Annotated in this window: 17 protein-coding genes, 2 tRNA genes and 1 pseudogene; 9 read left to right on the top strand and 11 right to left on the bottom strand. The window is 70.4% G+C overall.

The window, feature by feature from the left end:
- Positions 1-42 precede the first annotated feature (42 nt).
- Together cobN and K1T34_RS05355 are read left to right on the top strand one after the other, a co-directional pair.
- Positions 43-3,651: a cobaltochelatase subunit CobN gene (cobN, locus tag K1T34_RS05350; RefSeq protein ID WP_220243180.1), complete on the top strand. Its 3,609-nt coding sequence runs from the start codon at positions 43-45 to the stop codon at positions 3,649-3,651.
- An 852-nt stretch (positions 3,652-4,503) separates the two neighbouring features.
- Positions 4,504-5,712, top strand: coding sequence for a chitinase (locus tag K1T34_RS05355; protein ID WP_220243181.1), 1,209 nt, complete (start codon positions 4,504-4,506; stop codon positions 5,710-5,712).
- Between the two features lie 82 nt (positions 5,713-5,794).
- On the opposite strand, the gene K1T34_RS05360 is transcribed toward K1T34_RS05355, so the two are convergent.
- The 4 genes from K1T34_RS05360 to K1T34_RS05375 form a co-directional block, all read right to left on the bottom strand.
- On the bottom strand, positions 5,795-6,901 hold the full coding sequence (locus K1T34_RS05360) for a dihydrofolate reductase family protein (protein ID WP_220243182.1): 1,107 nt from the start codon (positions 6,899-6,901) through the stop codon (positions 5,795-5,797).
- Positions 6,898-8,130, bottom strand: a complete 1,233-nt coding sequence (locus tag K1T34_RS05365; protein WP_220243183.1) for an aldehyde dehydrogenase family protein — start codon at positions 8,128-8,130, stop codon at positions 6,898-6,900. Before K1T34_RS05365 ends, K1T34_RS05360 begins: the two co-directional genes overlap by 4 nt.
- An 89-nt stretch (positions 8,131-8,219) precedes the next feature.
- On the bottom strand, positions 8,220-8,876 hold the full coding sequence (locus tag K1T34_RS05370; protein WP_220247012.1) for a M50 family metallopeptidase: 657 nt from the start codon (positions 8,874-8,876) through the stop codon (positions 8,220-8,222).
- An 863-nt stretch (positions 8,877-9,739) separates the two neighbouring features.
- A complete protein-coding gene (locus K1T34_RS05375) occupies positions 9,740-10,714 on the bottom strand; it encodes a DNA-3-methyladenine glycosylase (RefSeq protein WP_220243184.1) in 975 nt (324 codons plus the stop codon).
- 173 nt (positions 10,715-10,887) lie between these two features.
- On the opposite strand from K1T34_RS05375, the gene K1T34_RS05380 reads away from it, so the two are divergent.
- The 3 genes from K1T34_RS05380 (at position 10,888) to K1T34_RS05390 (ending at position 14,180) form a co-directional block, all read left to right on the top strand.
- A complete protein-coding gene (locus K1T34_RS05380) occupies positions 10,888-11,655 on the top strand; it encodes a class I SAM-dependent methyltransferase (protein ID WP_220243185.1) in 768 nt (255 codons plus the stop codon).
- A gap of 35 nt (positions 11,656-11,690) precedes the next feature.
- Positions 11,691-13,013, top strand: coding sequence for a M20 family metallopeptidase (locus K1T34_RS05385; protein ID WP_220243186.1), 1,323 nt, complete (start codon positions 11,691-11,693; stop codon positions 13,011-13,013).
- 111 nt (positions 13,014-13,124) lie between these two features.
- Positions 13,125-14,180, top strand: a complete 1,056-nt coding sequence (locus tag K1T34_RS05390; RefSeq protein ID WP_220243187.1) for a trypsin-like peptidase domain-containing protein — start codon at positions 13,125-13,127, stop codon at positions 14,178-14,180.
- A gap of 122 nt (positions 14,181-14,302) precedes the next feature.
- On the opposite strand, the pseudogene K1T34_RS05395 reads toward K1T34_RS05390, so the two are convergent.
- Positions 14,303-14,688 (bottom strand): annotated as a pseudogene (locus K1T34_RS05395) (DUF3224 domain-containing protein).
- 66 nt (positions 14,689-14,754) lie between these two features.
- Positions 14,755-16,296 (bottom strand): helicase HerA-like domain-containing protein, encoded by a 1,542-nt coding sequence (locus K1T34_RS05400; RefSeq protein WP_220243188.1) that lies wholly within the window; start codon positions 16,294-16,296, stop codon positions 14,755-14,757.
- A 117-nt stretch (positions 16,297-16,413) separates the two neighbouring features.
- On the opposite strand from K1T34_RS05400, the gene orn reads away from it, so the two are divergent.
- A complete protein-coding gene (gene orn, locus K1T34_RS05405) occupies positions 16,414-17,022 on the top strand; it encodes an oligoribonuclease (RefSeq protein WP_220243189.1) in 609 nt (202 codons plus the stop codon).
- A gap of 74 nt (positions 17,023-17,096) precedes the next feature.
- Positions 17,097-17,172: transfer RNA gene (locus tag K1T34_RS05410), tRNA-His, on the top strand.
- Positions 17,173-17,413: 241 nt separating this feature from the next.
- Here the strand turns inward: K1T34_RS05410 and K1T34_RS05415 are convergent.
- Positions 17,414-18,655, bottom strand: coding sequence for an NADH:flavin oxidoreductase/NADH oxidase family protein (locus tag K1T34_RS05415; protein WP_220243190.1), 1,242 nt, complete (start codon positions 18,653-18,655; stop codon positions 17,414-17,416).
- 233 nt (positions 18,656-18,888) lie between these two features.
- Between K1T34_RS05415 and K1T34_RS05420 the strand changes: the two genes are divergently transcribed.
- Positions 18,889-18,961, top strand: a tRNA-Lys gene (locus K1T34_RS05420).
- A 72-nt stretch (positions 18,962-19,033) separates the two neighbouring features.
- Here the strand turns inward: K1T34_RS05420 and K1T34_RS05425 are convergent.
- The 3 genes from K1T34_RS05425 to K1T34_RS53110 all read right to left on the bottom strand — a co-directional run bounded on the left by K1T34_RS05425 (position 19,034) and on the right by K1T34_RS53110 (position 22,087).
- Positions 19,034-19,516: a tyrosine-type recombinase/integrase gene (locus K1T34_RS05425; protein WP_220243191.1), complete on the bottom strand. Its 483-nt coding sequence runs from the start codon at positions 19,514-19,516 to the stop codon at positions 19,034-19,036.
- On the bottom strand, positions 19,464-20,252 hold the full coding sequence (locus K1T34_RS05430) for a hypothetical protein (RefSeq protein WP_220243192.1): 789 nt from the start codon (positions 20,250-20,252) through the stop codon (positions 19,464-19,466). The genes K1T34_RS05425 and K1T34_RS05430 overlap by 53 nt, the downstream gene beginning before the upstream one ends.
- Before the next feature lie 449 nt (positions 20,253-20,701).
- Entirely contained in the window at positions 20,702-22,087 is a 1,386-nt protein-coding gene (locus K1T34_RS53110) for a site-specific DNA-methyltransferase (RefSeq protein WP_255638733.1), read from the bottom strand.
- A 617-nt stretch (positions 22,088-22,704) separates the two neighbouring features.
- Between K1T34_RS53110 and K1T34_RS05445 the strand changes: the two genes are divergently transcribed.
- Positions 22,705-23,871 (top strand): AI-2E family transporter, encoded by a 1,167-nt coding sequence (locus tag K1T34_RS05445; RefSeq protein ID WP_220243193.1) that lies wholly within the window; start codon positions 22,705-22,707, stop codon positions 23,869-23,871.
- Between the two features lie 792 nt (positions 23,872-24,663).
- On the opposite strand, the gene K1T34_RS05450 is transcribed toward K1T34_RS05445, so the two are convergent.
- Positions 24,664-25,542 carry a GAF and ANTAR domain-containing protein gene (locus K1T34_RS05450; RefSeq protein ID WP_220243194.1) on the bottom strand — a complete coding sequence of 293 codons (879 nt, stop codon included), beginning with the start codon at positions 25,540-25,542 and terminating at the stop codon, positions 24,664-24,666.
- Positions 25,543-25,545 lie beyond the last annotated feature (3 nt).

Raw genomic sequence — 25,545 nt, forward strand, 5'->3', positions numbered from 1 at the left:
GACCGACGACCCGGGGCGCGGACACCCCGAGTGAGGAACGCCGTGATCCTGTTGCTGTCCACTTCGGACACCGATCTGCTCAGCGCCCGGGCCAGCGAGGGCGAGTTTCGGCTCGCGAACCCCGCCCGGCTCGACGTCGCGGACCTGCCGGGGCTGCTGGACGGCGCGCCGATCGTCGTGGTCCGGATCCTGGGCACGCCGCGGTCGTGGCAGGAGGGCCTCGACACGCTGCGCGCGTCGGGCTCGCACGTGGTGGTGCTGGGCGGTGAGCAGACGCCGGACGCGGAGCTGATGAAGCTCTCCACCGTGCCGGCGGGCATCGCGGCCGAGGCGCACGCCTACCTCGCGCAGGGCGGGCCGGAGAACCTCACGCAGCTGCACCGGTTCCTGTCCGACACGCTGCTGCTGACCGGCGACGGTTTCGAGCCGCCCGCGCAGCTGCCGTCGTGGGGGGTGCTGGAGCGCGCTTCTTCGGGCCCGGCGGACGGTCCGGTCGTCGGGATCCTCTACTACCGCGCGCACCACCTGTCCGGGAACACCGGGTTCGTCCACGCGCTGGCCGACGCGATCGAGGCCGCGGGCGGGCGCGCGCTGCCGATCCACTGCGCGTCGCTGCGCAACCGCGAGCCGGAGATGATGGCCGAACTGGGTCGGGCCGACGCGCTGCTGGTCACAGTGCTGGCGGCGGGCGGCACGCGGCCCTCGGAGGCCGGCGCGGGTGGCGACGACGAGGCGTGGGACGTCGCGGAGATGGCGGGGCTCGACATCCCGATCCTGCAGGCGCTGTGCCTCACCAGCGACCGCGCGACGTGGTCGGCGAGCGACGAGGGCCTGTCGCCGCTGGACGCCGGCAACCAGATGGCCGTGCCGGAGTTCGACGGCCGGCTGATCACGGTGCCGTTCTCGTTCAAGGAGTTCGACGAAGACGGCCTGCCGCGCTATGTCGCCGACGCCGAGCGCGCTTCGCGGGTGGCCGGGATCGCCCTGGCGCACGCGCGGCTGCGGCACACGCCTCCCGCGTCCCGGCGCATCGCGCTGATGCTCTCGGCGTACCCGACGAAGCACTCGCGGGTGGGCAACGCCGTGGGGCTGGACACGCCGGCGTCGGCGATCAAGCTGCTGCGGCTCATGCGTTCGGAGGGTTACGACCTGGGCGCCGACGCGTTCCCCGGCGTCGAGCCGACGGGCACCGACCAGCCGGACGGCGACGCGTTGATCCACGCGCTGATCGCCGCGGGCGGGCAGGACCCGGAGTGGCTGACGGAGGAACAGCTCTCGGGCAACCCGATCCGGGTCCCCGCGGCGCGGTACCGCTCGTGGTTCGCCGAGTTGCCCGCAGAGCTGCGTGAGGCGATGGAGGAGCACTGGGGTCCCGCGCCGGGCTCTCTGTATGTCGACACATCGGCAAATCCCGAGGGCGACATCGTGCTGGCGTCGCTCCAGTCGGGCAACGTCGTGATCATGATCCAGCCGCCGCGCGGGTTCGGCGAGAACCCCGTGGCGATTTACCACAACCCGGACCTGCCGCCGAGCCACCACTACCTCGCCGCGTACCGCTGGCTGGAGGAGGAGTTCGGCGCGCACGCCGTGGTGCACCTGGGCAAACACGGTTCGCTGGAGTGGCTGCCGGGCAAGACGGCGGGCCTGTCGGCGTCCTGCGCGCCCGACGCCGTTCTGGGCAACCTGCCGCTGATCTACCCGTTCCTCATCAACGACCCGGGCGAGGGCGCGCAGGCGAAACGGCGGGCACACGCCACGATCGTCGACCACCTGATCCCGCCGATGGCGCGCGCCGAGTCCTACGGCGACCTCGCGCGGCTCGAGCAGCTGATGGACGAGCACGCGAACATCGCCGCGATGGACCCGGCCAAGCTGCCGGCCATCCGCGCCCAGATCTGGACGCTCATCCAGGCGGCGAAGCTCGACCACGACCTGGGCGTCGCCGAGCGCCCGCACGACGTGGAGTTCGACGACTTCCTGCTGCACATCGACGGCTGGCTCTGCGAGGTGAAGGACGCGCAGATCCGCGACGGCCTGCACATCCTCGGCGAGGCCCCCGTCGGCGAGGCGCGCGTGAACCTCGTGCTGGCGATGCTGCGGGCCCAGCAGATGTGGGGCGGCAAGCAGGGGGCGGTGCCGGGGCTGCGTTCGGCGTTGGGGCTGAAGGAGAACTCCGACGCCCCGCTGTCCGAAGTGGACGCGATCGAGACCACGGCGCGGTCGCTGGTGGTGGCGATGGAAGCGCGTTCGTGGGCTGCGTCGGCCGTGCCCGCCGTGGTCTCCGAAGTTCTGGGCACTGCGGACGCGGAAGTCTCGCGGGTGCTGACGTTCGCGGCTTCCGAGATCGTCCCCCGGCTGGCGGGTACCTCGGGCGAGATCTCCGCGGTGCTGCACGCTCTCGACGGCGGTTACATCCCGGCCGGGCCGAGTGGTTCGCCGTTGCGCGGCTTGGTGAACGTGCTGCCGACCGGGCGGAACTTCTACACCGTCGACCCGAAGGCCATCCCGAGCCGCCTGGCGTGGGAGACCGGCCAGGCACTGGCCGACTCGCTGTTGCGCCGCTACCGCGACGACACCGGCTCGTGGCCGACGTCGGTGGGGCTCTCGGTCTGGGGCACCTCGGCGATGCGCACCTCCGGCGACGACGCCGCGGAAGTGCTGGCGCTGCTGGGCGTGCAGCCGGTGTGGGACGAGGCTTCGCGGCGCGTCACCGGCCTGGAGGCCATTCCGCTGGCCGAGCTGGGCCGCCCGCGCATCGACGTCACGGTGCGCATCAGCGGCTTCTTCCGCGACGCTTTCCCCCACGTGATCACTTTGCTGGACGACGCCGTCCGACTGGTGGCAGCTTTGGACGAGCCTGCTTCGGAGAACTTCGTCCGCGCCCACGTCTCCGCGGACTTGGCCACGCACGGCGATGCTCGCCGCGCGACCACCCGCATCTTCGGCTCGAAACCCGGCGCCTACGGTGCCGGCCTGCTGCCCCTGATGGACTCCGGCAACTGGCGCGACGACAAGGACCTGGCCGAGGTCTACGCCGTCTGGGGCGGCTTCGCCTACGGCCGCGACCTCGACGGCCGCCCCGCGCGCGAAGACATGGAGCAGTCCTACCGGCGCATCGTCGTGGCCGCCAAGAACACCGACACGCGCGAACACGACATCGCCGACTCCGACGACTACTTCCAGTACCACGGCGGCATGATCGCCACCGTTCGCGCGCTGACGGGCTCCGCGCCCGCGTCGTACATCGGCGACAGCACCACCCCGGACGCCGTCCGCACCCGCACCCTGGGCGAAGAAACGGCGCGCGTGTTCCGCGCCCGCGTGGTCAACCCGCGCTGGCTCTCGGCCATGCGCCGCCACGGCTACAAGGGCGCCTTCGAACTCGCCGCCACGGTCGATTACCTCTTCGGCTTCGACGCCACCGCCGGCGTCGTGGGCGACTGGATGTACGAAAAGCTGTCCGAGTCGTACGTGCTGGACGCCGAAAACCAGGACTTCCTGCGCCAGGCCAACCCGTGGGCCCTGCGCGGCATCATCGAGCGCCTCACCGAAGCCGCCGACCGCGGCCTCTGGTCCGACCCGGACCCCGACCTGATGGCCCAACTGCGCGACGTCTACCTCACCCTCGAAGGCGACCTCGAAGGCGAGTGACCACCCCTACCCCTACCCCGGCTCTGACGGCGCGGCCCTCACCTACCGCTCCATCGGCTCCGGCCGCCCCCTGATCCTCCTCCACGGCTTCACGGCACGCGGCACCCAGTGGCTCGCCTCCGGCCCCGCGGCACACCTCGCCTCCACCGGCCACCACGTCATCCTCCCCCCTTGGCGGCGATCCTCAGGACCTGCTCCACATCCTGGATACCCACGTCCCGACTTCCCCCACCGACTTGGAACGCATCCCACGCCGACCCTGGTCACCGTCGGCGCTGACGACCTGCACCGCACCTCCGCCGAACAACTCGCCGCCACCATGCCCCGCGCCGAGTTCCGCGAAGTCCCGTGCAACCACTTCACCGCCCTTTGCGCCGCGAAGTTCGCCGCCGCGATCACGTCATTCCTGGCCCGGCCTATCACCTAGTTCGCGCCTCCTCCGCCTGGCCCCAGACGTGTCCCGTCGTGGCCTCACCTAGTTGCTGGCAGTTCGCGCTTCGCGTTGCCCGCAACCGAGCCACGCACTCCGCCTTTCCCAGTCCGCCTTGGCGTTCGCGACCTGCTCGCCGGACCGAGCGCGTGCGTCGCAGTCTTCCGGCCGGGCGAGCACCTCGATCGCACCCCGCGTGGCCAAGGCGCTCACCCCGGCGGAACGGGGCTGTCCGCAGTGGACCAGCGGGGCGGTTGGTCCGCGTCCGGTCGGGGGCGGGTGCGTTGGGCCGCCAGGGTGAACACCGGCGGCCGATACCGACATTTCGCCCGTAGCGGCCAGCCGATCGTCGGGTGGCGGGTTGACTTCGTATTGGTCTAGTCCAATGCTGTAGCGCACCCCGCTCGTCAGCTGGAGGACAGATGCAACGAAGCAGACTGGCCGCCGTCGGGCTCGCCGCCGCCGCCGTGCTCGGGACAGCCGCGACCCTGTCCGCCACGGCCGACGCCCAGCCCGCGGCCGCCGCGGCCCTGAGCAACAACTGGTACGCCTCGGCGCCGTACCTCATGCCCGTGAGCAACAACCCGCCCGACCCGGTCACGGTGATGAACGCGACCGGGCAGAAGGCGTTCCAGCTGGCCTTCATCCTCGCCCCCGACGGCGGCGGCTGCAGCCCGACGTGGGACGGCAAGTCGGCGGTCTCGTCGGACACCGCGATCGCCGGGGTCGTGAACCGCATCCGCGGCAACGGCGGCGACGTCTCGGTGTCCGTCGGCGGCTACGGCGGCACGAAGCTGGGCCAGACGTGCGGCACCGTCGACGCGACCGCCGCCGCCTACCAGCAGGTGGTGACGAAGTACGGCCTCAAGGCCATCGACTTCGACCTGGAAGAACCCGAGTACGAGAACACCACGGCGATCGCCAACGAGCTCGGCGCCGCGAAGAAGCTGCAGGCCGACAACCCGGGCCTGTTCGTGTCCGTCACGATGCCCGGCACCTCGGCCGGCACGGGCTGGTTCGGCACGCAGCTGCTCGACCAGGCCAAGTCCATCGGCTTCACACCCAACAACTTCTCGATCATGCCCTTCGACGGCGGCTTCAACGGCTCCTCGGCGCAAGTGTCCGCGCTCGAGAACTTCCACGGCCTGCTGGAAAGCCACCTCGGCTGGGACAGCGCCACCGCGTACTCGCACGAGGGCTTCTCCGGCATGAACGGCCGCTCCGACAACGCGGAGATCTTCACCCTCGCCGACTTCCAGACCGTCTACGACTACGCGACCAGCCACCACCTAGGCCGCTTCACGTACTGGGCCGTCAACCGCGACCGCCCGTGCACCACCACGACCGACAACGCCGTGTGCTCCAACGTCACCCAGAACGACTGGGACTTCACCAAGTTCACCACCCGCTTCGCCGGCGCGACGCCGCCCCAGACCGGCCCGCCGACGACCCCGCCCACCAACCCGCCGGGCACCTGCACCGCGCCCGAGTGGCAGAAAGCCTCGGTCTACGTCGGCGGCAACTCCGTCTCCCACAACGCCCACAAGTGGACCGCCAAGTGGTGGACCCAGGGCGAAGAACCCGGTGCAGGCGGCCCCGACGGCGTCTGGTCGGACAACGGCCCCTGCTGATCGCTTTCCCGGTCCCCCGCTGCCGGGTGGTCCACGGTGAATCCACTGTGGACCACCCGGTGTTCCACGTTCGGCGGCAGGCTCAGGGGCGAATGCCGGGCAGGTGGGTGTTGGCGCGGCGGACCTCGGAGGCCAGCGCGGGCACCTCGACGACCTTGCGGCCCGCCGCGGCGAGCAGTTCGACGCCCTCGGCCTCGACGAACAGGGACGGCTCGCGCCAGGCGATGACGACGCGTGGGATGGGCGTTTCGAGGATCAGCTGTGTGCAGCTCTTCGGGTGGGAAGCGCGGGAGCTGCACGGTTCGAGCGAGCTGTACATGGTCGCGGTGGCCAGGCGGGGGTCGTCCGCGCGGAGCTTGGCCAGGGCGGCTTCCTCGGCGTGGTTGTGCGGCTCGCCCTCGCCGGAGTGGCCGGTGGCGAGCACGGTGCCGTCGGGCGCGGCGATGACGGCGCCGACGCGGAACGTCGAGCTGGGCGGGCATTCGTCCGCCAGCGCGATCGCCTGGCGCAGGCGCAGGACGTCGATCGGGGTGGGCTCGGCGGCCGCGCGGTAGTGGAGCACGGCGACGTTGCCGAGCTGGCGCAGTTCGGCCAGCTCCAGCGGACGCGGGAATGCGCCGGGGCCGAGAAAGCGCGGCGCGCGCGGGTCGCCGACCACCAGGGGCGCGATGGCGAGGCGCAGCTCGTCGGCGAGGCCGGCTTCGAGGAACTGCGTGTGGACGGCGCCGCCACCCTCCACGAGGAGCCGGCGGACGCCGCGTTCGCCGAGGTCGTCGAGGATGCGCTCGAGCCGGGGCGGGGTGCCGGCGTCGATGATCGTGGCGACGTCGCGCAGGCCGTCGACCGCGACCGGCGGCGCGTAGACGAGCTTCGGCGCTTCGCCGACCGTGAAGAAGCGCGACGCCGGATCGAGCTTGCCGGTGCTCGTCACCGTCACCTTGATCGGCTGCTCCGGCCGCCCTGCCGCGACTCGCTCGCTTCGCAGCTCCGCCGAACGCACGAGCAGCCGCGGGTTGTCCGCGCGCACCGTGTTGGCGCCGACGAGGATCGCGTCGGCGTCGGCACGCAGGCGGTCGACCTCGGCGAAATCGTCCTCATTGGACAGGATCAGCCGGGTGGTGCTCGCGTCGTCGAGATAGCCGTCCAGCGACTGGGCGGCGGAGAGTACGACGTGGGGACGCCTGCTCATGCGGGTTGGACCGCGTACTGGCGCACATACAGGTCGGTGTAGGTCACCGGCCCGCGCGGCCCCGGCACGCGGTCGAGGTTGATCCCGGTCTCGGGCACGGCCAGCAGCTTGAAGCCGTCGAGCAGCCGCGTCGGCGCGTTCCAGAAGACGCCCGTGCCGGTGTAGCCGTCGAAGAACGCGCCGGCCGCCACCTCGTCCTCGGTGGCGATGCCCGCCGCGAGGCCCGACGTCCGCTCGTTCGCGATCTCCACGGCCTCGTCGAGCCCGCTCACGCGCTCGACCGTGACGGTCGCCTCGCGGTCGGAGTCCAGCGCCCACTCGTAGCCGATGGCGTGCTCGTGCGGCGCCAGCGACGGCGTGACCCCGCGCTCGGCCAGCGCGGCGGTGATCGACGGCCACACGGCGTCGTGCACGTCGTCGTGGACGAGCAGCAGGTTGAGCCGGTTGCACACGCCGAGCCGGTCGAGGCTCGCGGACACGAGGTCGCGCACCTTGCCGGCGTCGGCCGCCGCGTCGACGTACAGCACGCCGCCGCCGTCCGCGTGTGCCAGCGTGCGCACGCCGTGCACGGCCGCCTCGGTGGCCAGCGCGCGCGTGCTGTCGCCGCTGCCGCGCAGGATCACCAGCGGCACCAGCCCCGGTAGGCGCACCAGCGCCGACGCGGCCTCCCGCTCGACGCGCGGCACCAGCTGCACCACGTCCGGGTCGATCCCGGCCTCAGCCAGCGCCGGCGCGATCACCGTGTCACGCAGCCGCTGGGCCGAGCCCAGCGCCGCCGACCCGGTGCGCAGCACCCCGGCGTTGCGCGACTTCACCAGCTGCGACGCCACGTCGACCGTCACGTTCGGCCGCGCCTCGTAGTTCGCGCCGATGACGCCCACCGGACGGCGCCGCTCGATCAGCCGCAGCCCACCGTCCAATGTGGACACCTCGACGGACCGCTCCTGGTGCGGCGCGCCGGCCAGCAGCCGCAACTGCTCGGCCATGCCGTCGAGGCGCTCGGGCGTGATGGTGAGCCGGTCGAGCAGACCCGCGCTCATCCCGTCCTCGCGCGCCTTGGCGACGTCGGCCCGGTTGGCGTCGAGCACCTCCTCGCGGTGCGTCTGCAGGCGCTCGGCCATGCCTCGCAGCGCCGCGTCCACGGCCTCCTCGGTGGCCTTGGCCAGCGACGGCGCGGCCAGCTTCGCCGCTCGCGCGCACTCCTCGACGGCCTTCGCGACCTCGTCCATCGTCGTCTCCCTCCGCGCGTTCGGCAGAGGACCAGTTTGCCGCACCGCCCACATCCGGGGACGACTGGCTCAACCCTCGGGACGCACCCTCACGCGACGACCGGCTCCAGCAGCCACAGCGCACCGGCCAGCAGACAGCTCACCGTGAGCACCACGAACACCAGCACCCACAGCACGGCGGGCACCGCGGTCAGGCGGCTGAGCTGGTCGGCGTCGGAGTCGCGCGCCTGGCCGCGATGGCGCTTGACCTGCAGCTCCACCACCGGCCGGACGCCCCCGAACAGCAGGAACCACGTCAGCAGGTACGCGAACGGCGCCTGCACCACCGGCGGCGCGACCAGCGCCACGAGCCCCAGCACGACCGCGCTCGCAACCACGGTGAACACGCCGTACGCGTTGCGCACCATGATCAGCACACCCAGCAGCAGCAACGCCACCAGCACCAGCACGGCCGTGATCAGGTCCTGCCCGACCAGGCTCGCGAACAGCAAGCCCAGCACCGACGGCGCGACGTACCCGGCCAGCGCCGTGAACGCCATGCCCGGCCCCTCCGGCTTGCCGCGCGACACGGTGACGCCCGAGGTGTCCGAGTGCAGCTTGATCGAGCGCAACCGCCGCCCGACCAGCACCGCGGCCAGCGCGTGGCCCGCCTCGTGCACGATGGTCACCACGTTGCGCGCGAACCGCCACGGCGTGCCGCCCACCAGCACCACCAGCAACGCGACACCACCGGTGACCAGCGTGATCGCCGCCGGGGTGTTCGCCTGCGTGAGCGCCGCCTCGACGGCCCCGGGCGCGCCGGCCGCACGCTCCCACCCACCAGCCACGGCTTGGCTGGTGACCACGGACGAGACGTCGAGCACACGCGAAATCACGCGCACACCTCACCACAAGCGACATCTGGCCACTGTTAGTGCCCGTTGCGGGATGGGCCGACTGAGGTCGGTATGGGGTGGGTCACGTCATGGGGTCTCCCTTCTTCGTCTTCGACATTTGTTGGCCGGGGCGCAGGCCTCTTCGGCGCCGCTGACCACCTCCTTCACTTGACTGCCCGCCCCTCGGCCAGGGCCGCGGCTTGCGGCTCCGGCTGCGCCGCCCACCACCGCCACCGCCCCCGGCCCCGGCACCGGATGCGAAGCAGCTGGGCCCGCAGAACGCGCTCGTGAGCAATCCCTGCGCCCGCACGCCTTCCCGTCCCCGTCTCAGCGCGCGCCGTCGGACCCCAACCGACTGACCCCGGCCGACTGCGAGCAGCCGGGCCACCGCCGACCGCCGCCGGCCCGGCACCGGTCGCGAGGCAGGCTGGGCCCGCAGAACGTGCCCGTGGGCAATCCCTGCGCCCGCACGCCTTCCTCTCGCCGACCCACTCTCCGACTCAGCGCCCGCACGCCTTCCTGTCCACGACTCAGCGCGCGCCGTCGGACCCCAACCGACTGACACCCCGGCCGACTGCGAGGAGCCAGGCCACCGCCGAGGCCGGCTCGGCAGTCACTGCCCAGAAGGGCGGCACCGCCGCGGCCGGAGCGGCGCGTCCCCGCGAGCCATTTCGCGAGCCGCAGTCAGCCGGGCGAGCGCGGCGCCGGCGCCGGCGCGGGTGCGGGTGCGGGCGTCACAGTGCGGCCGAGCCCGTAACCACCTCCTCAGCCGAGGAAGCCGCGTCGGGGTCTGGCGGGACGGCGTCGAGGGTGGCCCGGAACAGCAAGGCGATCCAGCTGCGGTAGGGGCGCCAGTCGTCGGCCAGGGGGATCAGTTCGGAGGCCGGGGTCGTGGCCGGGAGGCCGTACTCGTCGCGCATGGCTTCGTGCAGGCGGCCGTCGGCGCGGGGGAAGAGGTCGGGGTGCCCCGCGCCGCGCAGGAGGATTTGTTCGGCGGAGAAGGCGCCGATGCCGGGGATGGCGCGCAGGTGCGCGAGGGCGTCGGGGATGGGAAGCGCGCGAAGCTCGGCAGGGTCGAGGCGGCCGTCGGCGGTGGCTTGGGCGACGGAGCGCAGGCGGGCGACGCGGAAGTCGGCCAGGCCGTCTTCCGAGGCGAGCTCGGCCAGGACCGCGGGTGCGGGGAACGAGACCACTTGGTATTCGCCGACGTCGATGATGGCGCCGTGGCGTTCGGCGAGCACGCGGCGGCGCCGGATGGCCGTGGTGAAGCGCATGCCTTGGGAGAGCACGGACCAGCAGGCGGCTTCGTAGGGCGAGGAGAACAGCACGGGGCGCAAACCCGGATGGGCAGCGCGCAAGCGGGCGGCGACGGAGTCGCGCAGGTCGATGTCGGGCAGTCCGGAGGCGTCGACGTCGAGGGAGAGCATGCGGCTCACCTGGCCCATCACGCGCGCCGCCAGGTCGACCGGCGCGGAGACCTCCACCTCCACCGTGCCGGGCGATCTCTGGCGGATCGCGGCTCCGGCGTGGGTCCAGACGCCGTCCACGGGAAAGGCCAACCGCAGCACACCCGGCTCCGAGGCGGCGTCGGGCCGGGCGGCCGGGCCGAAGCCGGCCAGGTAGAGGCTCGCGGCGCACAGGTCGAACGGTCCGCGCACGGCTATCTCGCCGGTCGGCACGTCGATGGGCAGCAGGATCGGTGCGGTCATCGGGGTGTCCCTCCTCTGCGGCCTCCGGGGGTCGGAGAACCGTGGAAGCGACGTTAGGAAGAGGGGCCGACAATCCGGGGCCTCGAACGCCTGATCGGCGAGATCTTCACTCGATCGTGGAAAACCAGGCTTTGGCATACTGCCGGTATCCGAACCGGAAGGGAGCGAAACCGGTGGTAGAGCACCCAAAAGCCCAGGACCGTCTCGCCGATCTGCTCGACGCGCCGGCCAAGACCACGGACGCGGGTTACCTCGACGTCCTCGGCGACGCGCCCCAAGCCGGGCCCACCACGGGAATCACCCAGCGCGTGATGCGCACGACGCTGCTCCCCCAGGTCTACGAACGCTACTGGCGTCCCATGTTCGGCCGGCTGTTCAAGGGCCCGTTCGGCCCCAGCATGGCCGGCGAAGTCCGCCTCGCCACGGAGCTCCTCGCGCTCGAACCCGGTCGGATCGTGCTCGACGTCGCCTGCGGCACCGGCCGGTTCACCCGTGCTTTCGGGGCAGCCGTGGGAAAAGAGGGCCTCGCCATCGGCCTCGACGGTGCGCCCTCGATGCTCACCCGCGCCGTCACCGAGACCGATGAAGACGGAGTCGCCTACCTCCGCGCCGACGCCGTCGAACCGCCGTTCACACCCTCCACAGTGGACGCCATCTGCTGCTTCGCCGCCCTGCACATGTTCGCCGAGCCCGAACGCGCGCTGGACTCGTTCGCGCGGATCCTGCGCCCCGGCGGCCGCGTCGTGCTGCTCACGAGCGCGCGCCGCGACTGGCAACCCGCGCGAGTCGTCGACACGGCGGGCGGGATCCTCAGCGGGCAGCGGATGTTCGACCGCGGCGAGATCGCCGCCGCCTTGCGCGCCCGGGGTCTCCGCATCGTCGCCGAGCGGTTCGCGGGCGTCACCCAGATCGTCGCCGGCGAGCTGCCCGAGGCGGACTGATCCACTTTGTCGGTGCCCGGGGATAGCATCCCCGCATGACCGACGCCGCTCCCGTCCCGCCCGACGACTCCCACCTGCGCGCCCTGATCGAAGCCACGGCCGAAGCCGTCGCGGCCGCCGAACCCCTCGGCTCCGACCACACCGGAGCCGAGTCCGGGGTGCGCGCGGCCGTGGCACAAGAAGTGCGGGCTCGCGCCGACGAACTCGTTGCGCTGAGCCAAGACCTGCACGCCCACCCGGAAGAGGGCTTCACCGAGCACCGCTCCGTCGGTGCGCTGGCGGAGCTCCTGCGCGCCCACGGCCACGAGGTCACGGTCGGCCTCGGCGGCCTCGACACCGCCCTGCGCGCGAGCACCCCGGACAACGGCGGCCCGCACATCGCCGTGCTGTCGGAGTACGACGCGCTGCCCGGGCTCGGGCACGCGTGCGGGCACAACGTCATCTGCACCGCCGGCGCCGGCGGGTTCCTGGGCGCCGCGGCCGTGGCCGAGCAGGTCGGCGGACGCGTGTCCCTCGTCGGCACGCCCGCGGAGGAAGGCGGCGGCGGCAAGGAGACGCTCGCGCGCGCCGGGGTGTTCGACGACGTCGACGCCGTGATCATGCTCCACCCGTTCAGCCACGACATCGCGCTGCACCCGTTCCTCGGCCGGCGGCAGCTGGAGATGGTGTTCCACGGCGTCGGGGCCCACGCGTCGGCGCAGCCGTTCATGGGGCGCAACGCTCTCGACTCCGCGGTCGCGGCCTACCAGGGCGTGTCGATGCTGCGCCAGCAACTGCCTTCGACCGACCGCGTGCACGGCGTCTTCACCGACGGCGGCGCCCGGCCCAACGTGATCCCCGAACGCGCTGCGCTCCTGTTCTACCTCCGCTCGGCCGACCCCGAGACGTTGCGCGACCTCGCGAAGCGGATGACCGCGATCGCCCACGGCGCCGCCGAAATGACGGGCTGCGGCGTGGAGCTCACGTGGGATTCGCAGCCGGCGTACCTGCCGATCCGCTTCAACACCACGTTCGCCGGGCGCTGGTCGGCGAACCAGGCCGACACGGGCCGCAAGCCGCTGCCGCCGGGGATCGTGCCCGAGTTCCTCACAGGGTCCACCGATCTGGGCAATTTGTCCTACCGGATGCCCGCGCTGCACCCGATGATCGCCGTCTCCGGACCGACGGTTGCCTTGCACACCAAGGAGTTCGCCGAAGCCGCCGGCTCGCCCGCGGGCGACAAGGCCGTGGTCGACGGCGCGCTCGGCCTCGCCCTCACCGCCGCCGACTACCTCGCCGACGCGACGCTGCGCCAAGCCGTGCACGACGAGTTCGAAGCCTCGGGAGGTGCGCTCGACGTCCCGAAGTTCTTCGACTGAAAGCCACCGAACCAGGCTGAGGAACGCCTGAGGATTCTCAGCTGATTCTTCTCAGCAAAGCCGAAGGGATTTCCACAGGGTTCTCACAACCACCGCCGCGAATCTGGTGTCATGACCGAGAACGAGAGTCGGCCCGGCCCCGCCTCACCCGGTGGGCACCAGCCGCACCAGACCCACCCGATCGCTGCTCAGCAGAACGCCCAGCAGCACACCCAGCCGCAGTACGGCCCGTATGCCCAGCACGGGCAGTACCGCCACCAGCAGCAGGCCGCGCCGAACCCGCTCTTCACACAGCAGCCGCAGGCTCAGCCGGCCACGCAGCCGAAGCGACGGGGCGGCAAGCTCGCCGCCGTCGTCGGCGCGACCGCGCTCGCCGCGGCGCTCGTCGGCGGTGGCGCCGGTGCGGCGATCGTCGGGCTGACCACCACCTCGGTGGCCTCGCCCGCGTCGTCCTCCGCGGTCGCCGGGCAGACGGTCAGCAACACGACCTCCACCGGCGACGTCAGCACGGTCGCGGCGAAGGTCCTGCCGAGCGTCGTGCAGGTCAACGTCGACACCGGCCAGGGCGAGGCCATCGGCTCGGGCGTCATCCTGAGCTCCGACGGCCGGATCCTCACCAACGCCCACGTGGTCGACGGCGCGGTCGGCGACGTCACGATCACGACGTCCGACGGCAAGCAGTACCAGGCCGGCGTGGTCGGCGCCGACACCAAGGGCGACATCGCGGTGCTGCAGGCCAAGGGCGCCAGCGGCCTCACCGCCGCCACCCTCGGCGACTCGAGCAAGCTCGTGGTCGGCCAGGAAGTGATCGCCATCGGCTCGCCGGGCGGGCTGCAGAACACCGTGACCACCGGCATCGTCAGCGCGCTGAACCGGCCGCTGTCCGACGTCGGCGGGGGCGAGCAGCAGCAGCAGTCGCCGTTCAGCCGCACGTCGAACCAGGCGGACAACGGCCCCAGCTACACCGCGATCCAGACCGACGCCTCGATCAACCAGGGCAACTCCGGCGGCGCGCTCGTCGACGCCCAGGGCCAGGTCATCGGCATCAACTCCGCCCTCTACAACCCGTCGGCCTCGGCCAACGGCTCCGCGGGCAGCGTCGGGATCGGCTTCGCGATCCCGGTCAACGACGCCAAGACGATCGTGGATCAGATCGTCAACGGCTGACGCAGTCGCGGACGGACCGCGGTCGGGGCGGCCCGTCCGACTTTCCTCGCTCGAATCGGGGTAGTGGGGAAAAACGGTGAAAGCCGCTCTCCCAGGGTTTCGGGGCCCTGAGAGAGCGGCTTTCACGCTGCCGGGAGCTCGTAGGTCAGCGTGAACGTGTGGTGGCCGGCCTCGTCCTGCGTGATGGCGGCGGAGCCGGAGATGCCCGTCAGCTCTCCCGATCCGGAGCCCGCGAGGATCAGCAGCGACAAGCCCTCGTCGCCCGCCGCGTGCCGCAGCACGAACGAACCCTTGCGCCCGTCGACGGACACCGCCAGGCCTCGAAGGCGACGTACGCGCGCGAAGTGGCATTCGAGGCCGTCAGCATCTCGACGGTGCTGGTGCCCTCGACCGCACCCGTGAAGGTTTTGGCGATGGCCACACGGGCGAACTCGGTGCCACCCGTCTCGTCCTGGGCCTGCGGCTCCCACTTGTCGAGCTCGAACGTGGCGGTCGCGGTGCTGGTCATGGCGGGTCCTTCCGATCGTGAGCTCTCAGCCTGCCCGCCATACCTGCCAGCTTGTGTCAGGTATTTTCATCGCCGGCGGTTGCCGAACAGCCCCCGCGTGATCTCCCGCCCCAGCGCGGACGCGGCCGAGCGCATGAAGGACTTCACCGCCGGGTTGCTCATCGCCTGCGAGATCAGCCCGGGGTCCTCCTTCTCGGCCTTCCCAGCAGGAGCCGGTGCAGGGGCCTCGGCAGCAGGCGGCGCGTCCGCCGGCGCCGCGACCCGAGCCGCCAGCTTCTCGTACGCCGACTCGCGGTCGATCGTCTCCGAGTACTTCGCGTGCAGGTCCGACGACGCGACCGCCGCGGCCACCGCCTCGTCCCCGACCGAGCCCATCTTCGACCGCGGCGCCCGCAGCCGCGTCCACGCGACCGGCGTCGGCGCGCCCCGCTCGGACAGCACCGTGACGACCGCCTCGCCGATGCCGAGTGACGTCAGCGCCGTCTCGAGGTCGTAGTGCGGTGTCTTCGGGTACGTCTTCACCGTCCTGGCCAGGGCTTTCTGGTCGTCCGGCGTGAACGCCCGCAGCGCGTGCTGCACCCGCGCGCCCAGCTGCGACAGCACCGCGTTGGGGATGTCCGTGGGCAGCTGCGTGCAGAAGAACACGCCGACGCCCTTCGACCGGATCAGTTTCACCGTCTGCTCGATGCGCTCCAGGAACGCCTTCGACGCGTCGTTGAACAACAGGTGCGCCTCGTCGAAGAAGAACACCAGCTTCGGCTTGTCGAGGTCGCCCTCCTCGGGCAGCTCCTCGAACAGCTCGGCCAGCAGCCACATCAGGAACGTCGAGAACAACGCCGGCTTCGACTGCAGGTCGTCCAGCTCCAGCAGCGTCACCACACCTTTGCCATCGACCTCGCGCATGAGGTCGTGGACGTCGAGCTCGGGCTCGCCGAAGAAGTCCTCGCCGCCCTGGGCCTCCAGATTGGACAGTGCGCGCAGGATCACCCCGGCCGTCGCCGAGGAGACGCCGCCGATGCCCTTGAGGTCGGCCTTGCCCTCGTCGCTGGTCAGGTGCGTGATCACCGACCGCAGGTCCTTCGTGTCGAGCAGCGCCAGTCCTCGCTGGTCGGCCCAGTGGAAGATCAGGCCGAGAGTCGACTCCTGCGTCTCGTTCAGGCCCAGCACCTTGGACAGCAGCACCGGGCCGAAGCTCGTGATCGTGGCCCGGATCGGCGAGCCCTTCCCACCGGTACCCAGCGACAGGAACTGCACCGGGCACGCGGCGGGCGCCCAGTCGTCACCCAGCTCCTGCGCGCGTTTCGTGAGCTTGTCGTTCGCCTCACCCGCCGCCGACAGCCCCGAAAGGTCGCCCTTCACGTCGGCCAGCACCACCGGCACGCCGGCGGCGGAGAGCTGCTCCGAGATCAGCTGCAACGTCTTCGTCTTGCCGGTGCCGGTCGCACCCGCCACCAGACCGTGGCGGTTCAGCGTGGCCAGCGGCAGCCGCACGGCCGCGGCCGCCTCGGTCCGCCCGTCGATCACCACGGCGCCCAGCTCCACCGCGTCGCCCTCACTCACGTAACCCTGCGCGATCTCCGCCGCAGGCGCCGACCCCTGCTCGGCCACTGGCCGCACCCCGTTCCGAGTCCGAAATCACACTCTTTCACCTGGCTGCCCGAGCGTAACGCGCCGAATGCGCAGGTAACCCGGCTGACATCCCCGTGTCGGGTTAGGGTTGTCCGGGTGACCGACCACCTAGTCTGGATCGACTGCGAGATGACGGGGCTCGACCTCGGCAAAGACGCGTTGATCGAAATAGCCGCCCTCGTGACCGACGCCGACCTCAACGTCCTCGGCGAGGGAGTCGACATCGTCATCCACACCGACGACACCACGCTCGACGGCATGCCGCAGGTGGTCCACGACATGCACGCCAAGTCCGGGCTCACCGAAGAGGTCCGCGCCTCCGCGGTGACGCTCGCCGAAGCCGAGCAGCGCGTGCTCGACTACATCCGCGAGCACGTCCCCGACCCCGGCACAGCCCCGCTGGCAGGCAACTCCATCGCCACCGACCGCGGCTTCATCTCCCGCGACATGCCGGCGCTCGACAGCCACCTGCATTACCGCATGGTCGACGTGTCGTCGGTCAAGGAACTCGTCCGGCGCTGGTACCCGCGGATCTACTACGCGAAGCCCGAGAAGGGCCTCGCCCACCGCGCGCTCGCCGACATCAAGGAATCCATCGGCGAACTCGACTACTACCGCAACGTCGCCTTCGTCCCCCAACCCGGGCCGACCAGCGAACAAGCCAAAGCCGCGGCCGCCGAAGTGCAGGAACGCCACCAAAGCTGACCCGGTGAAAACCCGTCGCGAGGGCACGCTACGATATTCCGTAGCAAGGTGATCGCGACGATCCCTCGCAGATGGTGGGCGTAGCTCAGCTGGTAGAGCACCTGGTTGTGGTCCAGGAGGTCGCGGGTTCGAAACCCGTCGCTCACCCCATTACCCCAGTTTGGTCGGTCCCTGGTGGGACCTTTCCCGAACTGGGGTTTCGCCTTTTCCTGGGGGTCGGACCCCCAGACCCCCGCCGGGGGATGCCCCCGGACCCCCATCAGGTGTGGTCGCCCCGGATCCCCGTCCTGCCGGGTTGCCCGGACCCCTGACCCGTGCGGTGGCCGTGGTGTGTGGGGTGGTGACGAATCCGTGGTCGGGTGCGGTGGGTGGTGGGGTCCTTTGTGGAGGGTTAGGAGTGGAGGAGGGCGTCGCGGAGGGTGGTTAGGAGGGCGATCAGGAGGGCGGTTGGGGGGCGGCGAGTGGGGCGGGTGTCGGCGCCGCGGCCCAGGCGCGCGAGTTGTTGTTGGTGCCAGGAGGAGTTGAGCAGGTCGTCGAGGAGTTTGTGACCGACTTTGGGGGTGGGGGCGGCGCTGTGGGTGGCGGGGTTGGTCAGGACACGGTGGGGGAACGTCGGGTCGTGGGTGATGGGGCGGGCCAGGCCCACGAGGTCGACGGAGCCGGAGGTGACGGCCTCGGCCATGGCGGCGTGGGAGCGGAAGCCGCCGGTGAGCATGAGGGGGACCGTGAGCTCGCGGGCGAAGTGGTCGGCGAAGTCGTGGAAGTAGGCCTCGCGGGCGCGGGTTGAGGCGCGTTCGGGCGTGCCGTCGACGACAGCGACGCTTTCGTAGGTGCCACCGGAGACTTCGAGCAGGTCGACGCCTTCCTGTTCCAGGGCCTTGGCGACCACGAGGGCGTCTTCGGGGGCGAAGCCGCCGCGTTGGAAGTCGGCGGAGTTGAGTTTGACCGACAGGATGAACGACGGCGGCGCGCCGGCGCGGATGGCGCGGACGACGTCCAGAAGGAAGCGCATCCGGTTCTCCAGCGGGCCGCCCCAGCGGTCGTCACGGCGGTTGACGAGCGGGGACAGGAACTGGTTGAGCAGGTAGCCGTGCGCGGCGTGCAACTGGACCCCGGCGAAGCCCGCTTCGGCCGCGACCTGGGCTGCGGTCGCGAAGCGCTGGACAAGTGCGACGACTTCCACGTCCGAGAGCGCTCGCGGTCGCCGGAACAGCCACTTGCCCAGGTCCAGGGGCACGGCTGACGGGGCGACGACGTCTTGCTTCCGCCCGGCGAGTTTGAGGCCGCGCATCGACTGCCGGCCGGCGTGCGAGAGCTGCAAGAGCAACTTCGCCTCGGTGCCGACGGTCGCGGCGGCCCATCGGCGCAGCTCGGGCAAGTGGCGGGCGTCTTCGATCACGACATTGCGCTGAGCCTCCAGCGCCGATCCGTCGACCATGACGTTTCCGCTGATCAGCAGGCCGGCACCGGAGTGCGCGAGCCGCCGGTAGGCCTCCGTGAGCTGCCGCGTCGGTGCGCCGCGCCGGTCGGCCAGGTGCTCACTGGTCGCGGCCTTCGCGAGCCGATTGGCCAGGACGGCGCCGTTGGGCAGCGTGAGCGGGGTGGCGAGGATGGTCTCCTGTACGTCGTACATGACACCAGAGTGACCTGTACGACGTACAGTTGTCAACGGCCGGTTCACCACCTTGGCGGCCCCACAACGGCCCCCGACCTGTCAGACTGACCTCGAACGCGCAGCTAGGAGCCCTCCAGCCGCCGCGGCGACCACCCGCGCGCGGTTAACGTGACCCCCCTGAAACGCGGCTTGAACAGCCTGCTAATCTTTTCCACGTCGCCGAGGGAAACCAAAGCGGCGGGCAGCACCAAGCGCCATTAGCTCAATTGGCAGAGCAGCTGGCTCTTAACCAGCGGGTTCGGGGTTCGAGTCCCTGATGGCGCACCCTCATTCCCCAGGTTCGGATCGCTTCCGGCCTGGGGATTTGTGTTATGTGGAAGCGTTTCTTCCGCTTGATCACTGTCCACAATGGTCGGTGCGGTGCCCGAGCTGTCGCGTTGCCGTCCGCGGGATGATTTTGGCTGTGGCCTCGGCGGCCGCGAGTGCGACTTCGGGCAACACGGTCGTGTAGGCGTCGGCGGTCACCGTGATCGACGAATGCCTCAGCATGTTCTGCACGACCTTCATATCCGCCCCCGCCTCCAGCGCCAAGCTCGCCGCCGTGTGGCGCAGGTCATGCAGCCGGATCGGCGGCAACCCAGCCTGGCGGGTGAGTTCCTGGAACCGGGCAGTCACGTCCGCCGGGTGCAACGGGCTGCCATCAGGCTGGGTGAACAGCAGTCCGCTCTCGACCCAGGCGGCGCCGAGCCGGGCCCGCGCCTCATCCTGGCTGGCGAGGTGCGCCTTGAGCACGATGACAGTGCCGGCGTCCAATGCGACGAGGCCTTCAGACGAGGTGGTCTTGGGACCCGACTCCCCGGTCTCCCAGCCGTACTGCACGATCTGATTCGCCCCTCAAGATCGCCGCATCCAAATACGTGTCCGTACGTCGCTGCCCACACGGCTCACCACGCCGAAGCCCCACGTGCGCGATCACATGAAACAACGCATACAGCCGGTCATTGACCGCGTGATCCAAAAACCGGCCCGCCTGCCGCGGGGTCCACACCATCACCGGCGACGGGACCTCCCCAGTCTGCCGCCACCACGCCACCCGCTCCTCGGTCCACACCTTCGCCTTCGGACGAACCGCCGGCGGCAACTCCACCAACGACGCCACATTCACCACCAGCAAGCCCTCCTTGACCACCGGGCTCAACATCGCCCGCAACGTCTCCCGAATCCGCCGAACCGACGTCGGACCAACCGGCCGCTGCCACTTCACCACCGCGATCTTCCGCGAGTCGCCGCTGGCGCGGTACTCGGCGATCAGGTCGTTGTGCTCAACGATCGCGTCAAACATCCCATCCAAGTGCGCCACGCTCAGCTTGTCCCGCCGGATGTGCGCCAGATGCGGCCGGAAGTAGAGGCGTACTTGTGACTCATAGGAGCGGTAGGTGTTGCGGCTGCCGGTCTTCCTTTTCTTCGCCAGGAACACGGTGAACACCTCGCCCAAGAACGGATGTTCCAGTACCTCGGCACCCACACGCACCAGCCGGCGCAGATCCTCGATTTCCGGGAGCTTCTGCTTGGCCGTGATCGCCGCGGCGATCAAGTCGCCGATCTTGCGGAGCATGCATGTCCGTGTCGTCGTCGTCCCCGGCGATGGCCAGCACGTCACCGACGTGATCCGGTTCGTCCTGGGCCTTTGTCGCGGTCGGGAATCCACCACGCCGCCTCGGCCGGCGACGCCCGGCACGGTCGGCTGGCAACTCGATGCGGTAGCACCACTGGCCGCGCCTGCTCTGGTCCGGTCTCGGGCACTCCTTGCCCAGGCTTCGACCGCTTTTATCCTTGCAGGAGCAGCGTTTGTACACCGATCCCTCGGCCATCTTCTGCACCCGCCCTTCGGTTGGTTGAATCAGCGGGTTGCCGCGATACTCGCGCTACAGACGGTCCTCGGGGAAGCCCGAGCCCACCCACGTTCACCCAATGGGTGGATCTATACCGAGAACCCGCAGCACCCCGACGACCGGAACGCGGTACTCCCCACCGACCAGCAACAACGGACACGGGAAACCATCCTCACGCGCCAACGCGTACGCCGTCGTCCGCCCAATCCGCAAAACCTGCGCCGCCGTCATCAAGTCCACTACTGCGGGCAACGCAGCCACGTCGGCCACCGTCATCACATCCGCCACGGATTCCCCGGGCTTCACGCGGCGGCCCCGATATCAGCGAGTCGGCGGTGTGCCATCGCCTGGCCGGCCGGGCAAGGTCGATGCCGACGAACGAACACCCCTGCTCCAGCGCAGCAACGCCCGTGGTCCCGCTGCCGCAGAACGGATCGAGCACGACATCGCCACCCGGACAACCCAGACGGACACAACGCCGGGCGATCTCCAACGTCCCCGCCGCCGGATGCCCAGTGCGGGAACGACCCGCCGACACCTGCCACAGATCCGTCCCATCCTCAGCCGCCGAGCCACAGGACCAGAACTGGTGCGTTCCCGACTGCGCCAGCAAGAACACCATCTCGTAGCGCTGGGCAAGCCGATCGCGCACACTCTCCGGCCGCGCATTCGGCTTCTCCCACACCACCGCGCTCCGCAAGAACCAACCGCGCTCCTGCAAGGAAACACCACCCGCCAGGGCACCCCGACGAGATCCTTGCTTCGATGAGCCGAATGCGGTGGCCGATGTACCCCGTAGCCAGTCGCAGTCGAGCCCGAGCCGGCGCATCGCGATCCGGTGGTAGGCGGGGTTGGTGTCGATGCCGATGTAGTGCCGGCCGAGTGCGCGGGCGGTGACTCCGGTGGTGCCACCGCCGCTGAACGGGTCGAAGACGTGGCCGCCGGGTGGAGATCCGGCCGCGATGCAACGGCCTGGGATCTCCGACGGTGAGGGAGCCTGATGCCCGGCTCGTGTGCGGTCGGGTGGGATGGTCCACACGTTGCCCGGATTACGGCACCGCTGGCTATAGCCTGGTGTCCACGGCCAAGGTCGAGGTGCGGTGTTGTGGGTGCCGCCGCGGTGGGCACGGCGGCGCAGGGCATGGTCGTCGGTGTGCGATTGTCGGATCGCGTCAAGGTCGAAGAAGTAGTCGGGCTGCGTGACGAACAGGAAGACCATCTCGTGGCGGGTGGCGAGACGGTCCTGGATGGGAGTGGGCGTGGTGTGGGGCTTGTGCCAGACGATCGCCGAGCGCAAGAGCCACCCGTCGTCCTGCATCGCCAACGCCGGCCGCCACGGCATACCGAGCAGATTCTTGTGCAGCACATCCGCACGCGGCCGGTAACGCGGCTGCCCGAACTCGCCGGGCGCAACGCACCAGTAGCCATCGGAATTGGTGGAGTAGCTGTCACCAAGGTTGATCCACACCGTGGCCCGCGCAGTAAGCACCCTCCGGGCCGCGGAGAACAACGCACGAAGATTCTCGATGTAATCGTCCGCACTCGGCTCCAGCCCAATCTGCGGTTTCTCGCGCCACGCCCCGCAGTCTCGGCATCGCCACCGCCGGCACCGCGGTCACCGCGTGAGGCACCGGCATCAGCTGGGCGGTGCCGGCAGCCAGGACGGCCGCCTGTTCTGCTGTCCGGTCAGGCCGAGGCGGCGCAGACCGATGTCGTGGAGGTCGGGGTTGAGGTCGATGCCAATGTAGGAGCGGCCAGGCTGTTGCGCGGCCAAGAGGTCGCAGGCCGGACGGTTTGTCCGGGAGTCGGGTATGACGCGGCCGGCCGGAGGTCAGGCCGCGCGGCACAACCTGCGCATACCCGGGTTATCCGGCATCAAACTCGCCGGATATGCCCACCGAGCGGCAGGGCTCGCTGCCTTGGGCGGCGACGCTTTGCTGAATGCCGGATCACGGCAAATAACACCTGAATCGACGAATTCAGCGTAGCCCTGTTCGACCGCCTTGGGACCTCTCCTTCTCGTGTTCGGCGAGGGCGCACATCGGGTACCTCCCCCGGATGACCGAGTCCGAAGGCACGGGAGGCCGGTCCGGGGACTTCCATCGTGTCCGGCGCGGACGGTAAGCCGCCCGGAATATGCCCGGACGACCACGCCAGTGAAAGGTCGGATGCACCATGAACAGCGATGAGCCCCCCGCACAGCATGGTGTGCGCAGCGCTGAGGAGGTCCGTGCGGCGGTGCCTTACGGGTTGCGGGTCGGGGCCGCCGTCTTCGGCCGCCTGCTGGTCGTCGCCGGTGGCTTGGCACTGATCGGGTACGTGGCGGTGAAATTGGCCGCGGTGCTGGTACCGGTCGCGGTGGCGCTGCTGCTCGCCGCGCTGCTCGCCCCTACGGTCTCCTGGCTGGCCCGGAAGAAGGTACCTCGCGGGCTGGCCACCGCTGTGGTGCTGGTCGGCGGATTGGCCGTGGTGGGCGGCGTCGTCACCTTCGTGGTCATCACCGTCACGGCGGGCATGCCAGAGCTGATCGCCCAGATCGCGCGCACCGTGGACGAGCTGCGCACCTGGTTACGCACCGGACCGTTGCACCTGAGCCAGGGCCAGATCGACAGCATGCTCGCCCAGCTGACCACCACACTGAGCGAGAACCAATCGGCCATCGCCTCCGGCGCGCTGTCCACCGCCGTCACGGTCGGAGAGTTGGTCACCGAGTTCCTGCTGATGGTGTTCTGCCTGATCTTCTTCCTCGCTCAAGGCGGGAAGATCTGGACGTTCCTGCTCGGCGCCGTCCCCGTTCGGGTGCGGCATCGGGTGGGCCTGGCCGGGCACGCCGGGTTCACCACCCTGGCCGGCTACATTCGCGGCACCGCGGCCGTGGCGGTCGTGGACGCCGTCGGCGTCGGCGTCGGCCTGCTCATTGTCGGCGTGCCGCTGGCCGCTCCGCTGGCCGCGTTGGTGTTCCTCGGCGCGTTCATCCCGGTGGTCGGGTCTGTGGTCGCCGGCGCAGTCGCGGTGCTCGTGGCACTGGTGACCGGCGGGCTCGTGCCGGCCATCATCGTGCTCGCCATCGTGATCGGTGTGATGCAGCTGGAAAGCCATGTGCTGCAACCGTTCCTCCTCGGCCGCGTCGTACGCCTGCACCCCCTGGCCGTCGTGCTCGCCCTGGCCGCCGGGCTCGTCACCGCCGGCATCATCGGCGCCTTGCTCGCCGTCCCACTGCTCGCCGTGCTCAGCTCCGCCCTGCGCACCCTCGCCGCCCCGCCGCCGCAACCCGATGCCCCGACTGCGGCGACCGACAGCACTGGTCCAGAGGACTCTTCGGGGCGGCAGACCGCGGCGTAGCGGAGGCCAGGTCGCACCGGTCCACTGCTCGGACCCGCCAACACGATGTCCTTCGCACCAACCCGGCATCCGGCAGCTCTTCCCGGCCGCCGGGCGGGCCGGCCGTTCCGCCCCGACCACCTGTCCGCACTCCTCAACGACGTCGGGATCCGGCCGGAGCCGCCCTCGGCGCCGCCATCCGGCAGCAACTCCTGGAGATGCCCGCACCGTCGTCCCGGATGCTTTCGGCTACCACGACAAAACCACCGCCCGACTCCTGAAAGAGACCGGCAGGACCTGGGGTCGATACGCCCCGGAAGCCACGGAAAGTCACTTCCAGGCTCAGCGACCCCGTCAACACCCGACAGTTGAATACGAGCCCCAACCAGTACCACGGCCGACCCAGCAGCAGTGACACCGACCCAGGCCGCAGCGGATCGCCTGCTCGACCGTGATGTCCCGTGGTCTACGCCGTACGGCTCGACCGGGTCCAGGGGCGGCTGGGCAAGGGACCGGCCGGGTGCGTGGTGCGATTGGGCGGCGTGTACCAGGAACGGGTGGCGGCCTCGCCACCCAACGACAACGACGTCGCCTGGCCGGCACGAGACGACGTCGATCGGTGCCCACTGGTGGCGGCGAGAATCCCGCCCCTCCATCTCCGCGCGCAGACCGGTCGCTTGCAAAGCACGCGGTGCCTGCAGCCTGGCTGGGGGCCGGCCCCGATTCTTCCGGCGAAGCCATGGCCTGAGCTGCGTGCGCGCCGGTCGCGTGGTGGGGCACGGCGAACGTGGGATCTGTCGTGCCGCTGGCCTGTCACGGATCACCAGCGACACGTTCGGCTCGAGCGGCGGTGGCGGGAAGGTTGCTGACCGGTAACCGGGGTCCTTTCTGATGCACCGGCTTTTGCGGCTGGGTGCGGTGCGCGAGGATTGCGGGGATGTCCGCGGTGCCCTCGGCCACTGCTCGGGCGAGATCGGAGAGACGCTCGTTGTGGGAGCGGGCATAGCCGCGCAGAGCGGTGAACGCCGTTTCCATGTCGAGGCCCTCGCCGCCGGTGGAGAGCACGCCTTTGGCCTGTTCGATGATGACCCTGCTGTTGAGCGCGGTCTGCAGCTGTTCGGAGAGCAGGTCTGCGCTCTCGATCGCCCGCTGTTGCAGCATGCCGATGGTGGCGACGTCGGCGAGTGCCTGCCCGAGCCGGGCGCTGGTGTCGTCGACTCCGTTTCGGTCGGCCTTGAGCAAGGTGAGCACGCCGATGACCTGGCGGCGCAGCCGCATGGGAACCGCTTGGACGGCGTGGAATCCGCAGTCACGGGCGGCGGCGGCGAAGCGCGGCCAGCGGGTGGCGTCGGCGGTGAGGTCTGCGCTGGCGATCGGAATTCCGCTGCGAACGCAGTCGATGCAGGGCCCGTCCTCGGTCTGGACAGCGAACACCTCCAGCACCTGCGCGCGCTCCGAGGATGCCGCTGCCGTGCGCAGTCCGCCGTGCCCGTCGAGCAGGATCACCCCGGCTGCAGACACTTCGAGAAGCTCGACGCACTGATCGCACAGCATGTGCAGGAATTCCAGCGCGTCGAACTCGTCGACAAGGGTGTCGGCCAGCGCCACGAACGTGTCGGCCAAACGCTGTTCACGGCCGTGGCCCCCGGCTGCGCCCGGAATGGTGCGGACGGTGTGGGGTTGTTCGGACATGCT

It is taken from the genome of Amycolatopsis sp. DSM 110486, assembly GCF_019468465.1.
Classification (GTDB): domain Bacteria; phylum Actinomycetota; class Actinomycetes; order Mycobacteriales; family Pseudonocardiaceae; genus Amycolatopsis.